At 62.3% G+C, this 19897-nt stretch carries 22 protein-coding genes and 1 tRNA gene; 14 read left to right on the forward strand and 9 right to left on the reverse strand.

The annotated features are described in order from the left end of the window. Window positions 1-49 precede the first annotated feature (49 nt). From prfA to ACFQNJ_RS09105, 4 genes are all read left to right on the forward strand, one after another. Complete coding sequence (gene prfA / locus ACFQNJ_RS09090; RefSeq protein WP_382256303.1) at window positions 50-1150, forward strand: peptide chain release factor 1; 1101 nt, start codon at window positions 50-52, stop codon at window positions 1148-1150. Beyond that, complete coding sequence (prmC, locus tag ACFQNJ_RS09095) at window positions 1147-1995, forward strand: peptide chain release factor N(5)-glutamine methyltransferase (protein ID WP_382256306.1); 849 nt, start codon at window positions 1147-1149, stop codon at window positions 1993-1995. Before prfA ends, prmC begins: the two co-directional genes overlap by 4 nt. Before the next feature lie 65 nt (window positions 1996-2060). Then, entirely contained in the window at window positions 2061-2384 is a 324-nt protein-coding gene (gene grxD, locus ACFQNJ_RS09100; RefSeq protein WP_374642524.1) for a Grx4 family monothiol glutaredoxin, read from the forward strand. Window positions 2385-2543: 159 nt separating this feature from the next. After that, the gene (locus ACFQNJ_RS09105; RefSeq protein WP_382256310.1) at window positions 2544-3548 is read left to right on the forward strand and encodes an AAA family ATPase; all 1005 of its coding nucleotides are present in this window, start codon (window positions 2544-2546) and stop codon (window positions 3546-3548) included. A 17-nt stretch (window positions 3549-3565) separates the two neighbouring features. Here ACFQNJ_RS09105 and ACFQNJ_RS09110 read toward each other — a convergent pair whose 3' ends face one another. Both ACFQNJ_RS09110 and ACFQNJ_RS09115 read right to left on the reverse strand, forming a co-directional pair. Then, the gene (locus ACFQNJ_RS09110) at window positions 3566-4234 is read right to left on the reverse strand and encodes a lytic transglycosylase domain-containing protein (protein ID WP_382256313.1); all 669 of its coding nucleotides are present in this window, start codon (window positions 4232-4234) and stop codon (window positions 3566-3568) included. After that, the gene (locus tag ACFQNJ_RS09115) at window positions 4209-5954 is read right to left on the reverse strand and encodes a proline--tRNA ligase (protein ID WP_382256316.1); all 1746 of its coding nucleotides are present in this window, start codon (window positions 5952-5954) and stop codon (window positions 4209-4211) included. The genes ACFQNJ_RS09110 and ACFQNJ_RS09115 overlap by 26 nt, the downstream gene beginning before the upstream one ends. A gap of 185 nt (window positions 5955-6139) precedes the next feature. Between ACFQNJ_RS09115 and ACFQNJ_RS09120 the strand changes: the two genes are divergently transcribed. Then, the gene (locus ACFQNJ_RS09120; RefSeq protein ID WP_382256318.1) at window positions 6140-6790 is read left to right on the forward strand and encodes an RNA pyrophosphohydrolase; all 651 of its coding nucleotides are present in this window, start codon (window positions 6140-6142) and stop codon (window positions 6788-6790) included. 12 nt (window positions 6791-6802) lie between these two features. On the opposite strand, the gene proB is transcribed toward ACFQNJ_RS09120, so the two are convergent. The 4 genes from proB to rplU form a co-directional block, all read right to left on the reverse strand. Next, window positions 6803-7978: a glutamate 5-kinase gene (proB, locus tag ACFQNJ_RS09125; RefSeq protein ID WP_382256321.1), complete on the reverse strand. Its 1176-nt coding sequence runs from the start codon at window positions 7976-7978 to the stop codon at window positions 6803-6805. A 35-nt stretch (window positions 7979-8013) separates the two neighbouring features. Continuing rightward, a complete protein-coding gene (gene cgtA / locus ACFQNJ_RS09130) occupies window positions 8014-9078 on the reverse strand; it encodes an Obg family GTPase CgtA (RefSeq protein ID WP_382256324.1) in 1065 nt (354 codons plus the stop codon). Between the two features lie 114 nt (window positions 9079-9192). Then, window positions 9193-9450: a 50S ribosomal protein L27 gene (gene rpmA, locus ACFQNJ_RS09135; RefSeq protein WP_324344496.1), complete on the reverse strand. Its 258-nt coding sequence runs from the start codon at window positions 9448-9450 to the stop codon at window positions 9193-9195. 13 nt (window positions 9451-9463) lie between these two features. Next, window positions 9464-9775, reverse strand: coding sequence for a 50S ribosomal protein L21 (rplU, locus tag ACFQNJ_RS09140; protein WP_374642511.1), 312 nt, complete (start codon window positions 9773-9775; stop codon window positions 9464-9466). Between the two features lie 260 nt (window positions 9776-10035). On the opposite strand from rplU, the gene ACFQNJ_RS09145 reads away from it, so the two are divergent. From ACFQNJ_RS09145 to ACFQNJ_RS09185, 9 genes are all read left to right on the forward strand, one after another. Next, window positions 10036-10965, forward strand: a complete 930-nt coding sequence (locus tag ACFQNJ_RS09145; RefSeq protein ID WP_374642567.1) for a polyprenyl synthetase family protein — start codon at window positions 10036-10038, stop codon at window positions 10963-10965. A 48-nt stretch (window positions 10966-11013) separates the two neighbouring features. After that, window positions 11014-11388 carry a response regulator transcription factor gene (locus tag ACFQNJ_RS09150; RefSeq protein WP_382256327.1) on the forward strand — a complete coding sequence of 125 codons (375 nt, stop codon included), beginning with the start codon at window positions 11014-11016 and terminating at the stop codon, window positions 11386-11388. A gap of 125 nt (window positions 11389-11513) precedes the next feature. Continuing rightward, a tRNA-Pro gene (locus tag ACFQNJ_RS09155) sits at window positions 11514-11590 on the forward strand. A 153-nt stretch (window positions 11591-11743) separates the two neighbouring features. Continuing rightward, the gene (gene pilB / locus ACFQNJ_RS09160) at window positions 11744-13483 is read left to right on the forward strand and encodes a type IV-A pilus assembly ATPase PilB (RefSeq protein ID WP_382256330.1); all 1740 of its coding nucleotides are present in this window, start codon (window positions 11744-11746) and stop codon (window positions 13481-13483) included. Between the two features lie 30 nt (window positions 13484-13513). Then, on the forward strand, window positions 13514-14731 hold the full coding sequence (locus tag ACFQNJ_RS09165; RefSeq protein ID WP_382256332.1) for a type II secretion system F family protein: 1218 nt from the start codon (window positions 13514-13516) through the stop codon (window positions 14729-14731). After that, the gene (locus tag ACFQNJ_RS09170; RefSeq protein WP_382256335.1) at window positions 14731-15591 is read left to right on the forward strand and encodes a prepilin peptidase; all 861 of its coding nucleotides are present in this window, start codon (window positions 14731-14733) and stop codon (window positions 15589-15591) included. Before ACFQNJ_RS09165 ends, ACFQNJ_RS09170 begins: the two co-directional genes overlap by 1 nt. 14 nt (window positions 15592-15605) lie before the next feature. Beyond that, a complete protein-coding gene (gene coaE, locus ACFQNJ_RS09175) occupies window positions 15606-16199 on the forward strand; it encodes a dephospho-CoA kinase (protein ID WP_382256338.1) in 594 nt (197 codons plus the stop codon). Window positions 16200-16250: 51 nt separating this feature from the next. Beyond that, a complete protein-coding gene (zapD, locus tag ACFQNJ_RS09180; protein WP_382256663.1) occupies window positions 16251-17006 on the forward strand; it encodes a cell division protein ZapD in 756 nt (251 codons plus the stop codon). A gap of 13 nt (window positions 17007-17019) precedes the next feature. Further along, the gene (locus tag ACFQNJ_RS09185; protein WP_382256341.1) at window positions 17020-17259 is read left to right on the forward strand and encodes a DNA gyrase inhibitor YacG; all 240 of its coding nucleotides are present in this window, start codon (window positions 17020-17022) and stop codon (window positions 17257-17259) included. Here the strand turns inward: ACFQNJ_RS09185 and ACFQNJ_RS09190 are convergent, their stop codons facing one another. The 3 genes from ACFQNJ_RS09190 to argJ are packed head-to-tail and all read right to left on the reverse strand — an operon-like array spanning window position 17260 to window position 19868. Then, complete coding sequence (locus ACFQNJ_RS09190) at window positions 17260-17718, reverse strand: NUDIX domain-containing protein (protein ID WP_382256344.1); 459 nt, start codon at window positions 17716-17718, stop codon at window positions 17260-17262. Between the two features lie 14 nt (window positions 17719-17732). Next, window positions 17733-18611 (reverse strand): ATP-binding protein, encoded by an 879-nt coding sequence (locus tag ACFQNJ_RS09195; protein WP_382256347.1) that lies wholly within the window; start codon window positions 18609-18611, stop codon window positions 17733-17735. Window positions 18612-18620: 9 nt separating this feature from the next. Further along, window positions 18621-19868: a bifunctional glutamate N-acetyltransferase/amino-acid acetyltransferase ArgJ gene (gene argJ / locus ACFQNJ_RS09200; RefSeq protein WP_382256350.1), complete on the reverse strand. Its 1248-nt coding sequence runs from the start codon at window positions 19866-19868 to the stop codon at window positions 18621-18623. Window positions 19869-19897 lie beyond the last annotated feature (29 nt).

Genomic DNA, 19897 nt, shown 5'->3' on the forward strand with positions numbered 1-19897 from the left:
CCGGCCCCGTGCGCATCCGACCGTCGCCGTCGCACCATTTCGCCTAGCCATGAAACCCTTCGTCCGCGACACCCTGCTGCGCCAAAAGGCGCGCCTCCACGAACTCGACGCCCTGCTGTCCGCGCCCGACGTGGTAAACGATCTGGACCGGTTTCGAAGCCTGAGCCGGGAACATGCCGATGCCTCGGTGATCGTTGAAGCCTTCAGCCGGTATCTGCAGCGAGAAGCCGATCTGGCGTCCGCCCACGAGATGCTGGACGATCCTGACATGGCCGAGATGGCGCAGGAAGAGATCGACTCGGCGAAGGCAGACCTCGAACGACTCGATGGTGAACTGCAGCAATTGCTGCTGCCCAAGGACCCCGACGACGCCCGACCGGCCTATGTCGAGATCCGCGCGGGCACGGGCGGCGACGAGTCGGCGCTGTTTGCGGGTGACCTGGCACGCATGTACACCCGCTATGCCGACAGCCAGGGCTGGACCACCGAGATCGTCAGCGAATCGCCCAGCGAGCTCGGCGGCTACAAGGAGGTGGTGCTGCGGGTGGCCGGCCGTGGACCGGAAGCACAGGTATATGGCCAGTTGCGCTTTGAATCCGGTGGCCACCGCGTGCAGCGGGTGCCCGCCACCGAGACGCAAGGCCGCATTCACACCAGCGCGGCCACCGTGGCCGTGATGCCCGAACCCGATGAGGCCGAAGCCATCCAGCTCAACCCGGCCGACCTGCGCATCGACACCTTCCGTGCCAGTGGTGCCGGCGGTCAGCACATCAACAAGACCGACTCGGCCGTGCGGGTGACCCACCTGCCCACAGGCATCACCGCCGAATGCCAGGATGGCCGCAGCCAGCACAGCAACAAGGCCAAGGCACTGCAGGTGTTGGCCGCACGGCTGCAGGAAAAAGACCGCAGCGAACGCGCCGCCAAGGAGGCCGCCACCCGCAAAGGCCTGATCGGTAGCGGCGACCGCAGCGACCGGATCCGCACCTATAACTTCCCTCAGGGACGCCTCACCGACCACCGCATCAACCTCACCCTCTACAAGCTGCTTCAGGTCATGGAAGGCGATCTGGGCGACGTCATCCATGCCCTGCAAGTGGCACGGGGTGCCGAACTGCTGGCAGAGCTGGAGCAAAGGCACACGACATGAATGAAAACCTGTCTGTGGGCCAGTTGCTGGTCGAAGCTCAGGCCCGCGGTATGCCCAGGCTGGACGCGCAGATCCTGTTGCTGACTGCCCTGGAGCGTGATCCACACGACAGGGCCTGGCTGTGGGCCCACAACCAGGATGCCGTTCCTCCCCAAACGGCGATCCGGTGGCGTGATCTCTGCGAGCGTTGGCAGGCAGGCGAACCGGTGGCCTATCTGGTGGGTCACAAGGAGTTTTACGGACTGGATCTGCAGGTCGATCCTCGGGTGCTGATTCCGCGCCCCGACACCGAGACCCTGGTGGACTGGACGCTGGAACTGATCAGAGCTGCAAAGGCACCCCTGCATGTCATCGATCTGGGCACCGGCAGCGGCGCGATTGCCCTGGCCCTGGCCAGCCAGAAGGTGCCTGGACTGCAGGTGACCGCGACCGACGCCAGCGCGGATGCGTTGGCTGTCGCTGAATCGAACGCACGCCGCCTGGCACTGGCGGTTCGCTTCTGCCAGGGTCCTTGGCTGGGCGCGGTACCCGGTGAACGGTTCGACATCATCGTCAGCAATCCGCCCTACATCGCTGAAGGTGATCAGCACCTCGACGCTCTCCGTCATGAGCCCTCATCCGCGCTGGGCAGCGGTCCAGACGGGCTGTCGGACATCCGCACCATTGTGAAGCAGGCACCCGATCACCTCAGAAACGGTGGCTGGCTGCTGTTCGAACACGGCCATGACCAGTCGGCTGAGGTGCGCAGCCTGCTGAGCCACGCCGGGTTTTCCCAGGTCACCAGCCACACCGACCTCGCGGGCATCGAGCGCTGCACCGGCGGCCAATGGCTTGAGCGGCGATAATCGAGTATTCCACTGGGCTTTGTCCCGGTGCTGATTCACCCCTCCAAGCCTTCAGGATTTCAGCCATGAGCGACGTTCAGAGCCAGATCGACCAGTTGGTCAAATCCCACGACATTGTGCTCTTCATGAAGGGCAACGCCAGTTTTCCCATGTGCGGCTTTTCCGGCCGCGCCGTGCAGATCCTCAAGGCCTGCGGTGTCGATCCCAAGAGCCTCAAGACCGTGAATGTGCTGGAGGATGACGGCATCCGCCAGGGGATCAAGGACTACAGCAATTGGCCCACCATTCCGCAACTCTATGTGCGCGGCGAGTTCATCGGCGGGTCGGACATCATGATGGAGATGTACGAATCCGGTGAGCTGCAGCAGGTGATTGCCGGGCAGGCCTGATCACCAGCACACCTCGTCCACAAGCCACCTTCGGGCGGTTTTTCATGCCTGTGGGGATCCGCGCAACAGGAGGTCCGGAACCCGGTTTTTCCAGTCTTGAGGCCAGGCACCTCTTGTGCTTGAATGAAGCTGTCGATGACTCCATACGGGAGATGTCTCATGTCTTCATGCAGCCTCGTTCCCTCCTCTTCGATGGGCCTGCCGATTGCCCGCATGCGCCGCGTGTTTGACGCCAGCGATGTCGAGCGCAAGCTGGCCCAACTGCAGAACAACGGCGCTGATCGCGATCAGGAGCCGCTGCGCAACACCTGGCAGCGGATGCTGGATCGTGGACCCCAGCGCTTCGCCGTCAAGCCATCTGGCATCCCCGACATGGCGCCGCTGTACGAGCGGCTGCCCAACTTCACCGATCCGCTGGACGACGTCCGGCGGCACGTGGCCCTGAGCCAGGACAGTCACGACAGCCTGCAGGTGACCCCCATGCTCCTGCTGGGGCCACCGGGCGTCGGCAAGACGCACTTTGCCCGCCAGATCGCCGATTTGCTGGGTACCGGCATGAGCCTGGTCCCCATGAGCAGCATGACCGCCGGCTGGCTGCTCTCGGGTTCCTCATCCCAATGGAAAGGCGCCAAACCGGGCAAGGTGTTTCAGACGCTGGTCGACGGAGAGTACGCCAACCCGGTCATCGTGGTGGACGAGATCGACAAGGCCAGCGCCGATGCCCAGTACGATCCGCTGGGATCCCTCTACAGCCTGCTGGAACACGACACGGCCCAGAATTTTGTCGACGAGTTTGCAGAGGTCCCGATAGATGCCAGCCAGGTGATCTGGATCACGACGGCCAACGACGAGCGCGCCATCCCTGAACCCATCCTGAACCGGATGAATGTGTTCGAGATCCAGCCACCGTCACCGGAGGCCGCGCGACGAATCGCAGGCAATCTCTACCAGGCCATTCGCCGGGAACACGATTGGGGTGCGCGATTTGAGCCCGAACCGAGGGCGGACGTGCTGGATCAGCTTGCGAATCTGGCGCCCAGAGAGATGCGCCGAGCACTGATGACCGCCTTCGGCAATGCCCGGCTGGACAACCGTTTTGCGCTGGAAGCGGACGATCTGCCCAGGACCCCGTCTGGCCGCAGCCGCATCGGCTTCATGCAATGACCCCGACTGAATGAAGTTCAGGCATCCGGGTGGGCCCAGTTCCGTGCGGCGGCATAGACCGCGTTCGGATATTCACTGCGCCCGCGGCTGCCGTTGTAGCGACCCAGGGCCATGAACGTGTCCCCACGCTCCCGGTCCAGGTAGTGGCGCAGGATCACGCAACCGAAACGGATGTTGGTCTGCATGTGAAACAGGCGGCCCACGTCGCCGTCACCGATCAGGCGTGACCAGAAAGGCATGATTTGCATGTACCCCCGAGCCCCGACCCGGGAAATGGCGAACTTGCGGAACGCACTTTCCACCTGAATCAGCCCGAGCACCAGCGTGGTGTCCAACCCGGCACGCCGGGTCTCATACCAGACCGTCTGCAGGAATTCGATCCGCGTCTGAAAGTCCGGCTTGCGCCGGTGCAGGCGGTCACTCATGGCGGCCAGCCAGCGAAGGTACGCCAGACGCTTGTCGGTCTCCGTGAACTCGGGGACAGGGGGGGCACTGTTGGCTATCGCCGCACTCAGGGCCGTACGCACCGAATCGGCCAGCGGCTCTTCCAGTTGCCCACCCGCCAGAACAGGCAGCGACCAGCCCCCGAGGGTGGAACCTGCCAATACCCCCAACAGCAATCCGCGTCGACCCGGATCGGTCACAGTTTCCACCGCACGCTCAGGCCGCCAGGCGTCCCCGGACATGTGCCACGACCTCCACCAACGGGAGCTTGGTGGGTTCCGCATCGCGACGGTGCTGGTACTCGACCATGCCCTCCTTCAGACCGCGGTCGCCGATGGTCACCCGATGAGGCACGCCAATCAGTTCCCAATCCGCAAACATGGCACCCGGACGCTCACCCCGGTCATCCAGGATCACATCCACGCCGGCGGCCAGCAGGCCCTGATAGACCTCATCGGCGGCGGCCTTGACCGCCTCGCTGCGGTCAGCCCCCACCGGACACACCACCACGGTGAAGGGAGCAATCGCATCCGGCCAGATGATGCCTCGCTCGTCGTGGTTCTGTTCGATGGCGGCCGCTGGCAGGCGCGTGATGCCAATGCCGTAGCAGCCCATCTCAAAGTGCTTGGGCTTGCCGTCGGTGTCCAGGAAGGTCGCGTTCATGGCCTTGCTGTACTTGGTGCCCAGGTAGAACACGTGGCCCACCTCAATGCCGCGTTCGATGACCAACGTGCCCTTGCCGTCGGGTGAAGGATCGCCCTCGACCACGTTGCGGATGTCGGCCACGAAGTCCGGTTCAGGCAAGTCGCGGCCCCAGTTCACACCCGTCATGTGGAAGTCCACCTCGTTGGCACCGCAGATCCAGTCGGCCATCACGGCCACCTCGCGGTCGGCGATCACCTGCACAGGCTTCTTCATCCCCAGCGGCCCCAGGTAACCCGGTTTGCAGCCGAAATGCTCTTCGATTTCAGTGACCGTGGCGAAGCGGAAGCCGAGGTCCAGCCCAGGCACCTTGCTCACCTTGACTTCGTTCATGTCGTGATCGCCACGCAGCAACAGCAACCAGACCACGGTCTTGACAATTTCGTCGCGCTCGTTGATCTCGTCGGTGGCCAGCACCAGCGACTTGACCGTGGTGGCCAGCGGCACGCCGAGCAACTGGGCCACATCGGCGCAAGTGCTCTTGCCCGGTGTTGGCGTCTTTGCCATCGGCCTGACTGCAGCCGGACGCGGACCGGCGGGCGGCAACGCCTCGGCCTTCTCCATGTTGGCCGCGTAGTCGCTCTGGGGGCAGTAGACGATCGCGTCTTCGCCCGTGGCGGCGATCACCTGGAACTCCTCGCTCAGGTCGCCTCCAATGGCGCCGCTGTCGGCCGCCACCGCCCGGTAGCGCAGGCCGAACCGGTCAAAGATCCGGCGGTAAGCAGCAGCCATCACCTGGTAACTGGCCTTGGCGCCGGCCTCGTCGCGGTCAAAGGAATAGGCGTCCTTCATGATGAACTCACGGCCACGCATCAGGCCAAAGCGCGGACGACGCTCGTCGCGGAACTTGGTCTGGATCTGGTACAGGTTTTTGGGTAGCTGTTTGTAGCTTCGCAGTTCCTGGCGTGCGATGTCAGTAACCACTTCCTCGCTGGTGGGCTGGATCACGAAATCCCGATCGTGCCGGTCCTGGATACGCAGCAACTCCGGCCCCATCTTTTCGAAGCGTCCCGTCTCCTGCCACAGCTCGGCCGGCTGCACCACCGGCATCGTCAATTCCACCGCGCCGGCGCGATTCATTTCCTCGCGCACGATGGCTTCCACCTTCTGGATCACGCGAAGGCCCATGGGCATGTAGTTGTAGATGCCGGCACCGAGCTTGCGGATCATGCCGGCGCGGGTCATCAACTGATGGCTCACCACCTCGGCGTCGGCAGGAGCTTCCTTGAGGGTGGTGATCAGGAACTGGGAGGCTTTCATGAACAGGCAATCCGCCAGAAGGCAGCGATAGGTTGAAACAGGGATTCGAAGGCTGATTGGCCCCGCAAAACAGACAGCGCCAACACTGGTGTTTACCCGGTGACGCCCACCAGAGGCGCCCAATTTTTACGCAATCCGGCACGCGCGATGCATAATCCAGACAGTTCAAAAATTTGGGGAAGATTATGCTTGACAGAGAAGGCTTCAGGCCGAATGTCGGCATCATTCTGCTCAACCAGAGAAACCAGGTGTTCTGGGGCAAACGCATCCGTTCCCACTCCTGGCAGTTTCCGCAAGGTGGCATCGACCGGGGAGAGACACCCGAGCAGGCCATGTACCGGGAGCTCCACGAGGAGATCGGACTCAAACCCGAGCACGTGACCATCGTGGCCCGCACGCGAGACTGGTTGCGCTACGAAGTGCCCGACCGCTTCATCCGCCGCGATGCGAGGGGTCACTACAAAGGTCAGAAGCAGATCTGGTACCTGTTGCGTCTGGTGGCCCAGGACTGGCATCTCAACCTGCGTGCGACCAGCCACCCGGAGTTCGATGCCTGGCGATGGAACGACTACTGGGTGCCGCTGGATGTGGTGGTGGAGTTCAAACGCGGCGTCTACGAGATGGCCCTGACCGAACTCGCCCGCTACCTGCCTCGAAGTGACAACCGCAATCGCTTCCTGCGGGGACACAACCGCCACCGAAGCGTCGACGCCATCCCGGTCAAGACCGCGGCTGGGTGCCACATCGAACTGCCGCCTGGCGCCAGTTTCGATCCGGATCCGCAGTCCTGTGGCTATACGGACGAGAACCCGCAGACGCCAATCCGTCAGGGCTGAGTCCAGGCGGGGTCAGCCGCGGATGAGCACCAGGTTGTCTCGATGGATCATCTCGGGCTCGGCGGCATATCCCAGCAGCCGCTCGAAGTCCTGCGATGAGCGGCGGCAAATCAGCCGCGCTTCCGAACTCGCGTAGTTGGCCAGCCCCCGGGCGACTTCCTGACCACGCAGGTCCCGGATCGCGATCACGTCCCCGCGGGAGAACTCGCCGGACACCTCGGTCATGCCAATCGGCAAAAGGCTCTTGCCTTCGCCCACAATTTTGTCCACCGCGCCGTCGTCAACCACCACCGAGCCCCGCAGCTGGAGGTGATCCGCCATCCACTGCTTGCGCGCCTGCTGTTTGGCCGTCTGCGCCACCAGGCAGGTGCCAATGGCCTCACCATCGCACAACCGCTGCAGCACCTGTGGCTCGCGACCCCAGGCGATGACCGTGGATGCTCCCGACCCCGCGGCCCGCTTGGCCGCCAGGATCTTGGTGATCATGCCGCCCTTGCCGATGCCAGACCCCGCACCGCCCGCCATGGTCTCCAGTTGCGGATCGCCCGCACGTGCGGCGTGCACGAACCGGGCGTCCGGCTGCTTGCGCGGATCGGCAGTGAACAGCCCCTTCTGGTCCGTCAGGATGATCAAGACATCAGCGTCCACCAAGTTCGCCACCAGCGCCCCCAGGGTGTCGTTGTCACCGAACTTGATCTCGTCGTTGACCACCGTGTCGTTTTCGTTGATCACAGGCACCACACCCAGCTGCAATAGCGTGAGCAGCGTCGATCGGGCATTGAGGTACCGCTCGCGATCCGCCAGGTCCGCATGGGTCAGCAACACCTGCGCGCTGCCCACGCCGCATTCGCGCAGCTTGGTCTCATACATCTGGACCAGACCCATCTGACCAACCGCCGCAGCGGCCTGCAACTCGTGGATTTCCTTGGGCCTCGTGCGCCAACCCAGGCGCTTCATGCCTTCGGCCACCGCACCGCTGCTGACCATGATCAGTTCACGCCCTTGCTTTACCAGCGCAGCCAGTTGCTGACTCCAGTGACCGATCGCCTGCTCGTCCAGTCCCCTCCCCTCATTGGTGACCAGACTGGACCCCACCTTCACCACAATCCGGCGCGCAGCACCAACCACCGAGGGCAGTGAACGGGCCGCTTCGGCGTCCGTCACCAGGTCATCAACGAGTTCGCTCATGGGCATTCATCCAGAACAAGGGGGCAAGCGGCGCGTCAGTGTCCGCCCGCAAAGCGCGGATCGACATCGACCGGAGGCTGCTCGGTACGGTGTTCGCGTGCGATGTGCTCGTACACCTTCTGGACCAGAAACTCGCATCCCTCACGGGTCAACGCAGAGATCTCGAACACCGGCCCTTTGTAGCGCAGACGCTTGACGATGTCCTTGACCCGCGATTCACGCTCCTCGGCCGGGACCATGTCCAGCTTGTTGAGCACCAGCCAGCGTGGCTTGGCATGGAGTGCCGGGTCGTACTTCTTGAGCTCGGCCACAATGGCCTTGGCCTGCTGCACCGGATCCACGCTGTCGTCAAATGGCGCCACGTCCACAAGATGCAGCAGCAGCCGCGTGCGCTGCAAATGCCGGAGAAACTGGTGGCCAAGACCGGCGCCCTCCGAGGCGCCTTCGATCAGGCCCGGTACATCGGCGACGACGAAGCTCTTTTCGGGCCCCACCCGGACCACCCCCAGGTTGGGGTGCAATGTGGTGAACGGGTAGTCCGCAATCTTCGGGCGGGCGTTCGAAATCGCGGCAATCAGCGTCGACTTGCCTGCGTTGGGCATGCCCAGCAGGCCCACATCGGCCAACACTTTGAGCTCCAGCCTCAAGGTCCGGCGCTCACCGGGCCATCCCGGCGTCTTCTGACGCGGGGCCCGGTTGGTCGAGCTCTTGTAGTGCATGTTGCCGAAACCACCGTCGCCACCCTTGGCCAGCGTGACCTGCTCGCCCGGCTGCAACAGTTCAAACAGCACCGCGCCAGTCTCTGCGTCAGAGACAATGGTGCCCACCGGCAGGCGCAACACAATGTCATCGCCCTTGACCCCGAACATGTCGGAGCCCTTGCCATGCTCGCCCCGCTGCGCCTCGAAGCGACGGGTGTAGCGGAAGTCAACCAGCGTGTTCAGGCTCGCGTCGGCGACAGCCAGAACGTGTCCCCCGCGTCCACCGTCACCGCCATCAGGTCCGCCGAACTCCTTGTACTTCTCATGACGGAACGACGCGCAGCCGTTGCCGCCGTCGCCTCCAGCGACATCGATCGTGGCCTCGTCCACAAACTTCATGACTGTTTCCCCGGAAATCACCAACAGAAAAGGCCCGCATTGGGCGGGCCTTTCCACTAGGATGCTGCCATCCTGTCGCGATCGGCGCGAACCCTGCAGTCCGCGCCAACATCATCACACGGGTGTGATGCTCACGACCTGACGGTTCAGCGCGCCTTTGACTGCAAAGGTCACGTGGCCGTCCACGGTGGCAAACAGGGTGTGGTCCTTGCCCACGCCGACGTTCGTGCCGGGGTGGAACTTGGTGCCGCGCTGACGCACGATGATGGAACCGGCAGACACCAGTTCACCACCGAAGGCCTTCACACCGAGCATCTTGGGCTTGGAATCGCGCCCGTTTCGCGTAGAGCCGCCGCCTTTTTTCTGTGCCATTTCAAACTACTCCTCAGGCAGAGATCGAGGCGATCTGCAGCTCGGTGAAATTCTGACGATGACCCTGGCGCTTCTGGTAGTGCTTGCGACGGCGCATCTTGAAGATGCGGACCTTGTCGTGACGACCATGAGCCACCACGGTGGCTTTGACAGTTGCGCCGGACACCAGGGGCGTACCCACCTTCAGTTCAGCGCCGTTGCCGACAGCCAGAACCTGGTCGATGACGATCTCCTGGCCCACATCCGCAGCAATCTGTTCTACTTTGATTTTTTCGCCGGCAGCCACGCGATACTGCTTGCCACCGGTTTTTATGACCGCGTACATATGAACCTCTAGAAGAAACCCGCCGCCCTATTGCGACGGAACTCGGCGAACAATATCCACCGAACCGCGAATTTTAGCATGCCCTGCAAAACACAAGCAAGCCTTCTCTTGCAAAGGAGTGCCGGTCTTCGCCGCACCTGCGCCCACCGAGGAAGATGGAGCGCCTTTTTATAATCCGGCAACCTTTGACCAACCTGCGAGCCATTTTGTCCACCGCCACGCCTTCGACCCCGCACCCCCTGGATCTGGTCCGACCGGACATGCTGGAGGTCGACCGGGTGATCAATGACCGGCTCACCTCCGACGTTCCTCTGGTCAAGGAAGTCGCACAGTACATCATTTCTGCTGGCGGCAAGCGCCTGCGTCCGGCGCTGCTGCTGCTGGTCAGCGGCGCGCTGGGCAGCCCTCATCCCCATCGACACACCCTCGCTGCGGTGGTCGAGTTCATCCACACGGCCACCCTGCTGCACGACGATGTCGTCGACGAATCCACGTTGAGGCGTGGACGGGAGACCGCCAACGAGCGCTTTGGCAACGCCGCCAGCGTGCTGGTCGGCGATTTCCTTTACTCCCGAGCTTTCCAGATGATGGTGGATGTGAACAACATGCGCATCATGCAGGTGCTCTCGGACGCGACCAACGTGATCGCCGAAGGGGAAGTCCTGCAACTGATGAACATGCACGATGCCAGTCTGGATGAGGCCGCCTACTTGCGCGTCATCCGGTCCAAGACCGCCAAGCTTTTCGAGGCCAGCGCCCGCCTGGCCGCCATTCTTCACGGCTGCAGTTCCGTCACCGAGGAGGCCTGCGCGACTTACGGCCAGGCCCTGGGTACTGCTTTCCAGGTGATCGACGACGTGCTGGACTATGAGGGTGACGCCAACGAACTTGGCAAGAACCTGGGGGACGATCTGCGTGAAGGCAAGGTCACGCTGCCCATCATCTGCGCGCTGCAGCGAGCATCAGTGGCCGAAAAAACCATGATCGTTCACGCCATCGAGAATGGCGACGTTGAACATCTGGATGACATTTTGAAGATCGTGCGCGCCACCGGGGCCCTGGATGTGGCCAGGGCCAGTGCCATGGCCGAAGCCAACAGGGCCATCGAAGCCGCCCGGCAACTGCCGGACAACCCGTTCCGCAGCGCCATGGTGCAACTGGCCGCGGCATTGCAGGACCGGCGCTCCTGACCACCAGAACGCGGCGCATCTGATGCCACCTCGACACCGATAGCCACCATGAGCGCCAAGATACTGATCGTCGACGACCAGGCTGACATCCGCAAACTGTTGCGGATCAGCCTCCAGTTGCGCGAAGACACCGAATTGTTCGAAGCCGCAGACGGTGAGTCGGGGTGGGCGCTCGCACAAGAGCTCCAGCCGGACCTGATTCTGCTGGATGTCATGATGCCCGGCATTGATGGATACGAAGTCTGTCGGCGGGTCAAGAGCCACCCGCTCCTGAAGGAACGCAGTAAGGTCATCCTGATCAGCGGGCGGATTCAGCCCGAAGACGTGCAGGCAGGCGTGCTGGCTGGCTGCGATGCCTACCTTCCCAAGACAACGGGGCCAGCGAAGCTTTTGGACAAGGTGGACAGCATCTTGGCAACATAGCCGCTGCAACGCCGCAAATGAGCACCTTTCCAGTGCTATACTTGCGGGCTGTTTCGCGCATTATCTCGACATCGTGAGCAGCGGAAGACCAGCAGGTCGTCCACACAGATCCCAGCGGGATCCTTCGGGGTGTAGCTTAGCCTGGTAGAGCGCTACGTTCGGGACGTAGAGGCCGGAGGTTCGAATCCTCTCACCCCGACCAGATTTCTGAATTACATTTGGTCACAAGGTGTCTTTTCAACGACACCTTCGTCGACTCGTCTGCACAACGGATGCAAGCCCGAAGTCGGGAAATCAACACAATCTGCGTCAAAATCAACTGGCAAGTTGTTGATTTACGATAGATTACGGGTTTATGGCATTGATGGACAGCGCACCACAGGAAATCACGTCCATGGCACTTCCCGGGCTGGGACGTGCCTTGGTGGGTGCTGGCAAGCTGGGGCAACGGGCGGCCGAAGACATCTACAAGAAGGCGCAGACATCACGAACCAGCTTCATTGTCGAGCTGATGGGTTCGGGCGCGGTCTCCGCCTCGGATCTCGCGCACACCATGTCCACGGCGTTCGCCGCCCCGCTGCTGGATCTGGACGCGATCGACACCGGAAGACTGCCTCAAGGTCTGCTCGACGCCAAGATCTGCGTCGACTACCGCATCATCGTGCTGAGCAAGCGCAACAACCGCCTGATGGTCGCGACAGCCGACCCATCGGACCAGCAGGCGGCGGAAAAGATCAAGTTCGCCACCCAGATGGGCGTGGACTGGGTCATTGCCGAATACGACAAGCTCGGCAAGCTCGTCGAAAGCCAGAACGCCTCGGCCAACGAGGCGATGGACAACATCATCGGCAACGACTACGAGTTCGATGATCTGGCCGAGGAGTCGGCCGCCACGGAAACCGCGGACAAGGCGATGACCTCGGAGGTGGACGACGCCCCGGTGGTCAAGTTCCTGCACAAGATGCTGATCGATGCGTTTAACATGCGCGCATCCGACCTGCATTTCGAGCCATACGAACACAACTACCGCGTGCGTTTCCGCATCGACGGCGAGTTGCGCGAGATCGCCTCGCCACCGGTAGCGATCAAGGACAAGCTCGCCTCCCGCATCAAGGTGATTTCCCGGATGGACATCTCCGAGAAGCGGATACCCCAGGACGGCCGGATGAAGCTGAAGGTGGGACCCGACCGGGTGATCGACTTCCGCGTGAGCTCCCTGCCCACCCTGTTCGGCGAAAAGATCGTGATCCGTATTCTGGATCCGAGCAGCGCACGGCTCGGGATCGATGCCCTGGGTTACGAGCCGGAAGAGAAGGCACGGCTGCTGGATGCCATTTCGCGACCCTACGGCATGGTGCTGGTCACCGGCCCGACGGGCTCCGGCAAGACCGTGTCGCTGTACACCTGCCTGAACCTGCTGAACAAGCCGGGGATCAACATTTCGACCGCCGAGGACCCCTCGGAAATCAACCTGCCCGGCGTCAACCAGGTTAACGTCAATGAGAAGGCGGGGCTGACCTTTGCCGCCGCCCTCAAGGCATTCCTGCGCCAGGACCCGGACGTCATCATGGTCGGTGAGATCCGCGATCTGGAGACGGCCGACATTTCGATCAAGGCAGCCCAGACGGGGCACCTGGTGCTGTCGACACTGCACACCAACGATGCACCCACCACGCTGACACGGATGATGAACATGGGCATTCCCACGTTCAACATAGCATCGAGCGTGATTCTCATCACCGCCCAACGCCTGGCCCGAAGGTTGTGTCCAACCTGCAGGGAGCCGCTGGATGCCCCCCGCAAGGCACTGCTGGAAGCAGGATTCAAGGCCGAGGAGCTTGATGGCACCTGGACACCCTACCGCCCGGTCGGCTGCTCCGCGTGCAACAACGGCTACAAGGGACGGGTCGGCATCTATCAGGTCATGCCCATCTCGGAAGAGATCCAGCGCATCATTCTGCGCGGAGGCAGTGCGCTGGACATTGCCCAACAAGCGAGCAAGGAAGGCGTCCGCACGCTCCGGGAGTCCGGCCTTCTCAAGGTGCGCCAAGGGCTGACCTCGCTGGAAGAGGTCCTGAGCGTGACCAACGACTGACATACAAGCAACATCTGACAGGGGTTTCGAATGGCAACGGCAGCATCGAAGAGCGTCAAGGACTTCGTCTTTGAGTGGGAGGGCAAGGATCGCAACGGCCGAACCGTGCGAGGAGAAACCCGGGCGATCGGAGAAAACCAGGTGCTGGCGGCCCTGCGGCGGCAGGGTGTCGTGCCCAGCAAGGTCAAGAAGCGCCGCATGCGTTCGGGCAAGCGGATCAAGCCCAAAGATATTGCCATCTTCACCCGCCAGTTGGCCACCATGATGAAGGCCGGTGTGCCTCTGCTGCAGGCCTTTGACATCGTCGGTCGTGGCAACCCCAACCCCAGTGTCACCAAACTGCTCAATGACATCCGGACCGATGTCGAGACCGGCACATCGCTCAGTTCCGCGTTCCGCAAGCACCCCCTGTACTTCGACAGCCTGTACTGCAACCTGGTCGAAGCCGGCGAAGCCGCGGGTATTCTGGAAGAGTTGTTGGACCGGCTGGCCACCTACATGGAGAAGACCGAAGCGATCAAGTCCAAGATCAAATCGGCGCTCATGTATCCGATCTCGGTGATCGTCGTTGCCTTCGTGGTGGTGGCGGTGATCATGATCTTCGTGATTCCGGCGTTCAAAGAGGTGTTCTCCAACTTCGGGGCTGACCTTCCCGCGCCCACGCTGTTCGTGATTGCGATGAGCGAGTTCTTTGTGGAGTACTGGTGGCTGATCTTCGGCGGCCTGGGCGGCGGCGGCTACTTCTTCATGCAGGCCTGGAAACGCAACGAGAAGGTGCAGATGTTCATGGACCGGGTGCTGCTCAAGATGCCCATCTTCGGTGCCTTGGTGGAGAAGTCGGTGGTTGCCCGGTGGACCCGAACACTCTCGACCATGTTTGCCGCCGGGGTTCCACTCGTCGAGGCTCTGGACTCGGTGGGCGGCGCTTCGGGCAATTCGGTGTATGCGATGGCCACCGACAAGATCCAACAGGAGGTCTCGACGGGTACCAGCCTGACCAATGCCATGACCAACGCCAACATCTTCCCTTCCATGGTCCTGCAGATGTGCGCGATCGGTGAAGAGTCGGGTTCGATCGACCATATGCTGGGCAAAGCCGCCGACTTCTACGAGCAGGAAGTCGATGACATGGTCGCAGGCCTGTCCAGTTTGATGGAGCCGATCATCATCGTCATTCTGGGCTCCATCATCGGTGGCATTGTCGTGTCGATGTACCTGCCCATCTTCAAGCTCGGTCAGGTCGTCTGATGTCGGTGGCGTGGGCGGAAGCCGCGATTCTGGCTGTACTCGGTGCACTCGTCGGTAGTTTTCTGAATGTGGTGATCCACCGCCTTCCGCGGATGCTGGAGCGCCGCTGGAGCGAAGAGTGTGCCGCTTTGCATGCCGACATGGCACCAGGCGCCACCAGCCCGCCTGCAGAAGCGGGTACCTACAACCTGATGGTGCCAAGGTCGGCGTGCCCACATTGCGGTCACCAGATTCGCTGGTACGAAAACATCCCCCTCATCAGCTACGCCTTTCTCCGTGGTCAGTGCTCGTCGTGTGCGGCCTCCATCAGCCTGCGATATCCGATGGTCGAACTGTGCACTGCCCTGCTCTTTGCCTGGTGCGGCTGGCGTTGGGGTCTGAGTTGGGAGGCGCTGGCCTGGGCCGGATTTTCCGCTGCACTGGTCGCATTGACCGGTATCGACTGGGACACGACGCTGCTTCCCGATGACATCACGCTGCCGCTGCTCTGGGCCGGGTTGGTGCTCTCTGCCATGGGGATCCTGTCGGTTCCGTTGAAAGATTCGCTGTGGGGCGCGGTAGGGGGATACCTTTCGCTCTGGCTGGTCTACTGGGCCTTCAAGCTGGCCACGGGCAAAGAGGGCATGGGCTATGGTGACTTCAAGCTCTTCGCGGCGTTGGGTGCCTGGTTCGGCTGGAGCGCTCTCATTCCACTGATTCTGATGGCATCTGTGATCGGCGCGATTACAGGTATCGGCATCAAGCTGTTCAGCCAGTTGCGGGAAGGAGGCTATGTGCCCTTCGGTCCATTCCTCGCGTTGGCGGGGTTGACGGCCATGATCTCCGGCGCAGACAGCATTCTGGCGGCCATCGGCCTTTGAACCCAACGGCGCACATGAGCATCCGTGTGGGCCTGACCGGCGGCATTGGCTCTGGCAAGAGCACCGTGGCAAGACATCTTGAGGCCCGGGGCGCTTGGGTAGTTGATGCCGACGCCATTGCCAAGGCAGCCACCGCACCACTGGGAGCGGCCATCCCCAGCATCCTGGAGGCCTTTGGTTCCGAATATGTGGCGGCCGATGGTTCCATGGACCGTCAGCGCATGCGCGCGCGGGTGTTCCAGGACTCTTCGGCAAAGCTCAAGCTAGAGAGCATCATCCATCCCATCGTCAGCCAACAGACCATGGCCATGGCTGCCCAGGCAGGTCTGCGCCCGGTGGTGTTTGATGTTCCGTTGCTGGTCGAATCCGGGCACTGGCTGCACAAGGTGGACTGGGTCTGGGTGGTGGACTGTCAACCGGAAACCCAGGTGCGGCGCGTCCAGGAGCGCAGCGGCTGGAGCCGCGACAGCATCGAGGCGGTGATTGGTCAGCAGGCTTCCCGTGAACAGCGCCTGGCCGCTGCTGATGCCGTGGTTTTCAACGAGGGCGTCAATCTGCAGGAGTTGCACTCGCTCATTGACGATCTGGCCGTCCGGTTCGGGCTATGATGGCCAAAAGATGCGTCAATGCAATTCCAGCTCACTGACACGAAGCTCGCTGTGATCCTGTACGAATACCCTTTCAACGAACGCATTCGAACCTACCTGCGTCTGGAGCAACTCTTCAGACGGTTGGCAGAGTTGATGAACCGCCCTCATGCGCTGGATCATCATTTCGCGATCCAGACCATTTTCGAGATCATGGACGTGGCCTCCCGCGCCGACATGAAATCCGACGTACTGAAAGATCTGGAGAAGCACAAGCAGCAGCTCAATGCTTATCGCGGCAATCCGGCCATTTCCGAACAGGCGCTCGACGCCGCCATCGCCCAACTGGATGACTGCTTCACGAATCTGAACGCACTCAGCGGCAAGACGGGGCAGAGCCTGACCGAAAATGACTGGCTGATGAGTATCCGCAGCAGGATCGGCATCCCCGGTGGGACCTGTGAGTTCGATCTGCCCGCCTACTTTGACTGGCAGCACCACCCCTCGCAGGAACGGCAGGCGGATCTGCAGTCCTGGGCAGCCACGCTAGCCCCTTTGGCAGATGCCATCGTGCTGTTGCTCAAGATGTTGCGTGAATCCGGATCACCCCAGAAGGTGGTCGCCCCGGGAGGACAGTTCCAGCAGACGCTCCCACAGGGTCGGACTTTTCAACTGTTGCGACTGCGGATGGACTTGTCCACCGGCTGGATCCCGGAGATCAGCGGCAACCGCCTGATCGTGTCTGTGCGATTGCTGTCGCTCGGTGCCGATCAACGCTTGCACCCGATCCAAACCGACGGAAGCTTCGAGTTGACGCTGTGCTCCTGAGGCATCGGGCGACATGAGTTCCAAAGTGGATGATCACGGCCAAGACGCCGCACACGTCAGAACCGTCCGCTGCCCTGCCTGCGGCGGACCCAGTGTGTACGGTCCTTCGAATCCCTTTCGACCATTCTGCCGTGATCGCTGCAAGCATCTCGACCTGGGTGCATGGGCCTCGGAGAGGTTTGCCCTGCCCCAGGAATCGCCAGAGGATTTGCTTTTGACGGGCAGTGCTGAAGGTCAGCGGCGCGCTGACTGATCAACGAGGTGCCACGGCCGCTTCTTCGGCCAGCCAAGCCAGGACCGGCACGGTCCCGGGAAGGACCGGATGGCAACGCACCGGCAGGGATTCCCAGGAAAAGGTCTGGCCTTCATGCATGCGAAGCGAGCCTGCCCACTCATACACCTTGCAGAAATGCAGGCGCACCAAGGCGTGGGGATAGTCGACGGTCGAGGCTCGCCAGGGTTGTACCTTGCCGATGACCACGCCGATCTCTTCCTGGAGTTCGCGGCGCAGGGCCTGCTCGACGTCTTCCCCTGACTCCAGTTTGCCTCCCGGGAACTCCCAGTAGCCCTCATAAACCTTTCCGGGCGGTCTCGTGGTCAACAGATATCGTCCGGCCGAATCGATCAGGACACCGACCGCCACATCCACCAATGGCCGCACGGTGGCACCCTGTTGCCCTCCGCCATCCACCACCAGAACGGGGTCTGTCATGGGCAGGCCTCTCCTCAGGCTACCTTGCCATGGGAACCCGCATAGTCCCTGGCAAACTGATAGGCGACGCGACCGCTTCGTGAGCCACGCTCCAGCGCCCACACCAGTGCCTGCGGCCTGGCCGCCTCGGCGTCCGCTGCAGACACACCAAACGACGCAAGCCATTGCACGACGATGCTCAGGTACTCATCCTGGCTGAAAGGATAGAAACTCACCCACAACCCGAAGCGCTCGGACAGCGAAATCTTTTCCTCCACCACCTCGCCAGGATGGACTTCGCCATCTGTCGTGTGCGTGTAGGAGAGGTTCTCCTTCATGTACTCAGGCAGGAGATGACGGCGGTTGCTGGTGGCATAGACCAGCACATTCTGTCCGGCCGCCGACACCGATCCGTCCAGAATCGACTTCAGCGCCTTGTAGCCGGCTTCCCCGTCCTCGAAGCTGAGATCGTCGCAGAACACCACGAAGCGCTCGGGCCGACCCGACACCACATCCACAATGTCCGGCAGGTCCACCAGATCCACCTTGTCCACCTCGATCAGGCGCAGCCCCTGTGGCGCGAACTCATTGAGGCAGGCCTTGACCAGCGATGATTTGCCGGTACCGCGGGCGCCGGTCAGCAACACATTGTTGGCAGGGAGTCCATGGACAAACTGGCGTGTGTTGCGCTCGATCCGCTCTTTCTGCCCGTCGATCTCCTGCAAATCCGCCAGGCGCATCTGCGCCACATGCCGAACCGGCTCCAGCACGCCATGTCCGCTGCTGCGCTTGCGATAGCGAAAGGCAATCGATGCACTCCAGTCCGGTGCACCCAGCGGCTGTGGCAGCACCGATTCGATGCGAGCCATCAGCTGCTCCGCACGATCGAGCAGATGCTCAAACTTTTCGTTCATGGCAATCGGTCAGGAGCGGTAGTCGGCGTTGATGGTGACGTAGTCGTGACTGAAGTCGCAAGTCCAGACCGTCTCAGCGGCCGTGCCGCGCCCCAGCCCGACGCGCACCAGAATCTCGGCATCCTTCATCACGCGCTGACCGTCCGCCTCCCTGTAATCCGGATGGCGCCCGCCAGAACGGACCACATGCACGTCCCCCAGATACAGGTCGATCTTGCCCACATCGAGATCATCGATGCCGGCGTAGCCCACAGCGGCCAGAATCCGGCCCAGATTGGGATCGCTGGCAAAGAACGCCGTTTTCACCAAGGGCGAATGCGCCACCGCGTAGGCGGCCTTCAGGCATTCGTCCGACGTGCGTCCACCCTCAACCCTGACAGTGATGAACTTGGTCGCGCCTTCGCCGTCGCGGACAATGGCGTGCGCCAGGAACTGTGCAACCTGAGTCATCGCAGCAAGCAGCGCAGCCGCATCGGGCGAATCCAGGTTGTCCACCGGGTTGTTGCCGGCCTGCCCAGTGGCCATGACCACGAAGGAATCGTTGGTGGACGTGTCGCCATCCACCGTCACCCGGTTGAACGACACATCGGCCAGGCGCAGCGCCAGTGCATTCATCACCGAGGCCGACATTGCCGCGTCAGTGGCCATGAATCCGAGCATCGTGGCCATATTCGGCCGGATCATGCCGGCGCCCTTGGCGATGCCGCTGACCGTGACGGTCTTGCCACCGACCGTGGCCTGGCAACTCATCGCCTTGGGCAGCGTATCGGTGGTCATGATGCCCTCAGCCGCCTTGAGCCACTGGGCGCCGGTGGCGCCCTCCGGTGTGGCCGCATCGGCCATCGCGGCAGGCAAGCCCGCCAGCAGTCGCTCCATGGGCATCGGCTCCATGATCACCCCGGTGGAGAACGGCAGCACCTGCTCATGGGGAACACCCAGGGCGCGCGCCACCGCAGACGCCGTCTGACGGGCATCCATCAGGCCAGGTTCACCCGTGCCGGCGTTGGCGTTGCCGGTGTTGATCACCATGGCCCGAATCCCCTGCCCGGCGGCCAGGTGGTCACGGCAGACCTGCACCGGGGCGGCGGCATACCGATTGCGTGTGAACACGGCGCCGACGGTGGTGCCTTCATCGAGGAGGAACACCGTCAGATCCTTGCGATTGGCCTTTCGGATACCGGCTTCGGCCACACCGATGCGGACCCCGGGGACGGCCAGCAATCGCGAAGGGTCAGGTCTTTCGAGCAGGACGGGCATGTGTTCCTCTTGGGTTTCTGGGTATGGTG

It is taken from the genome of Hydrogenophaga bisanensis (assembly GCF_042665135.1).
Classification (GTDB): domain Bacteria; phylum Pseudomonadota; class Gammaproteobacteria; order Burkholderiales; family Burkholderiaceae_C; genus Hydrogenophaga; species Hydrogenophaga bisanensis.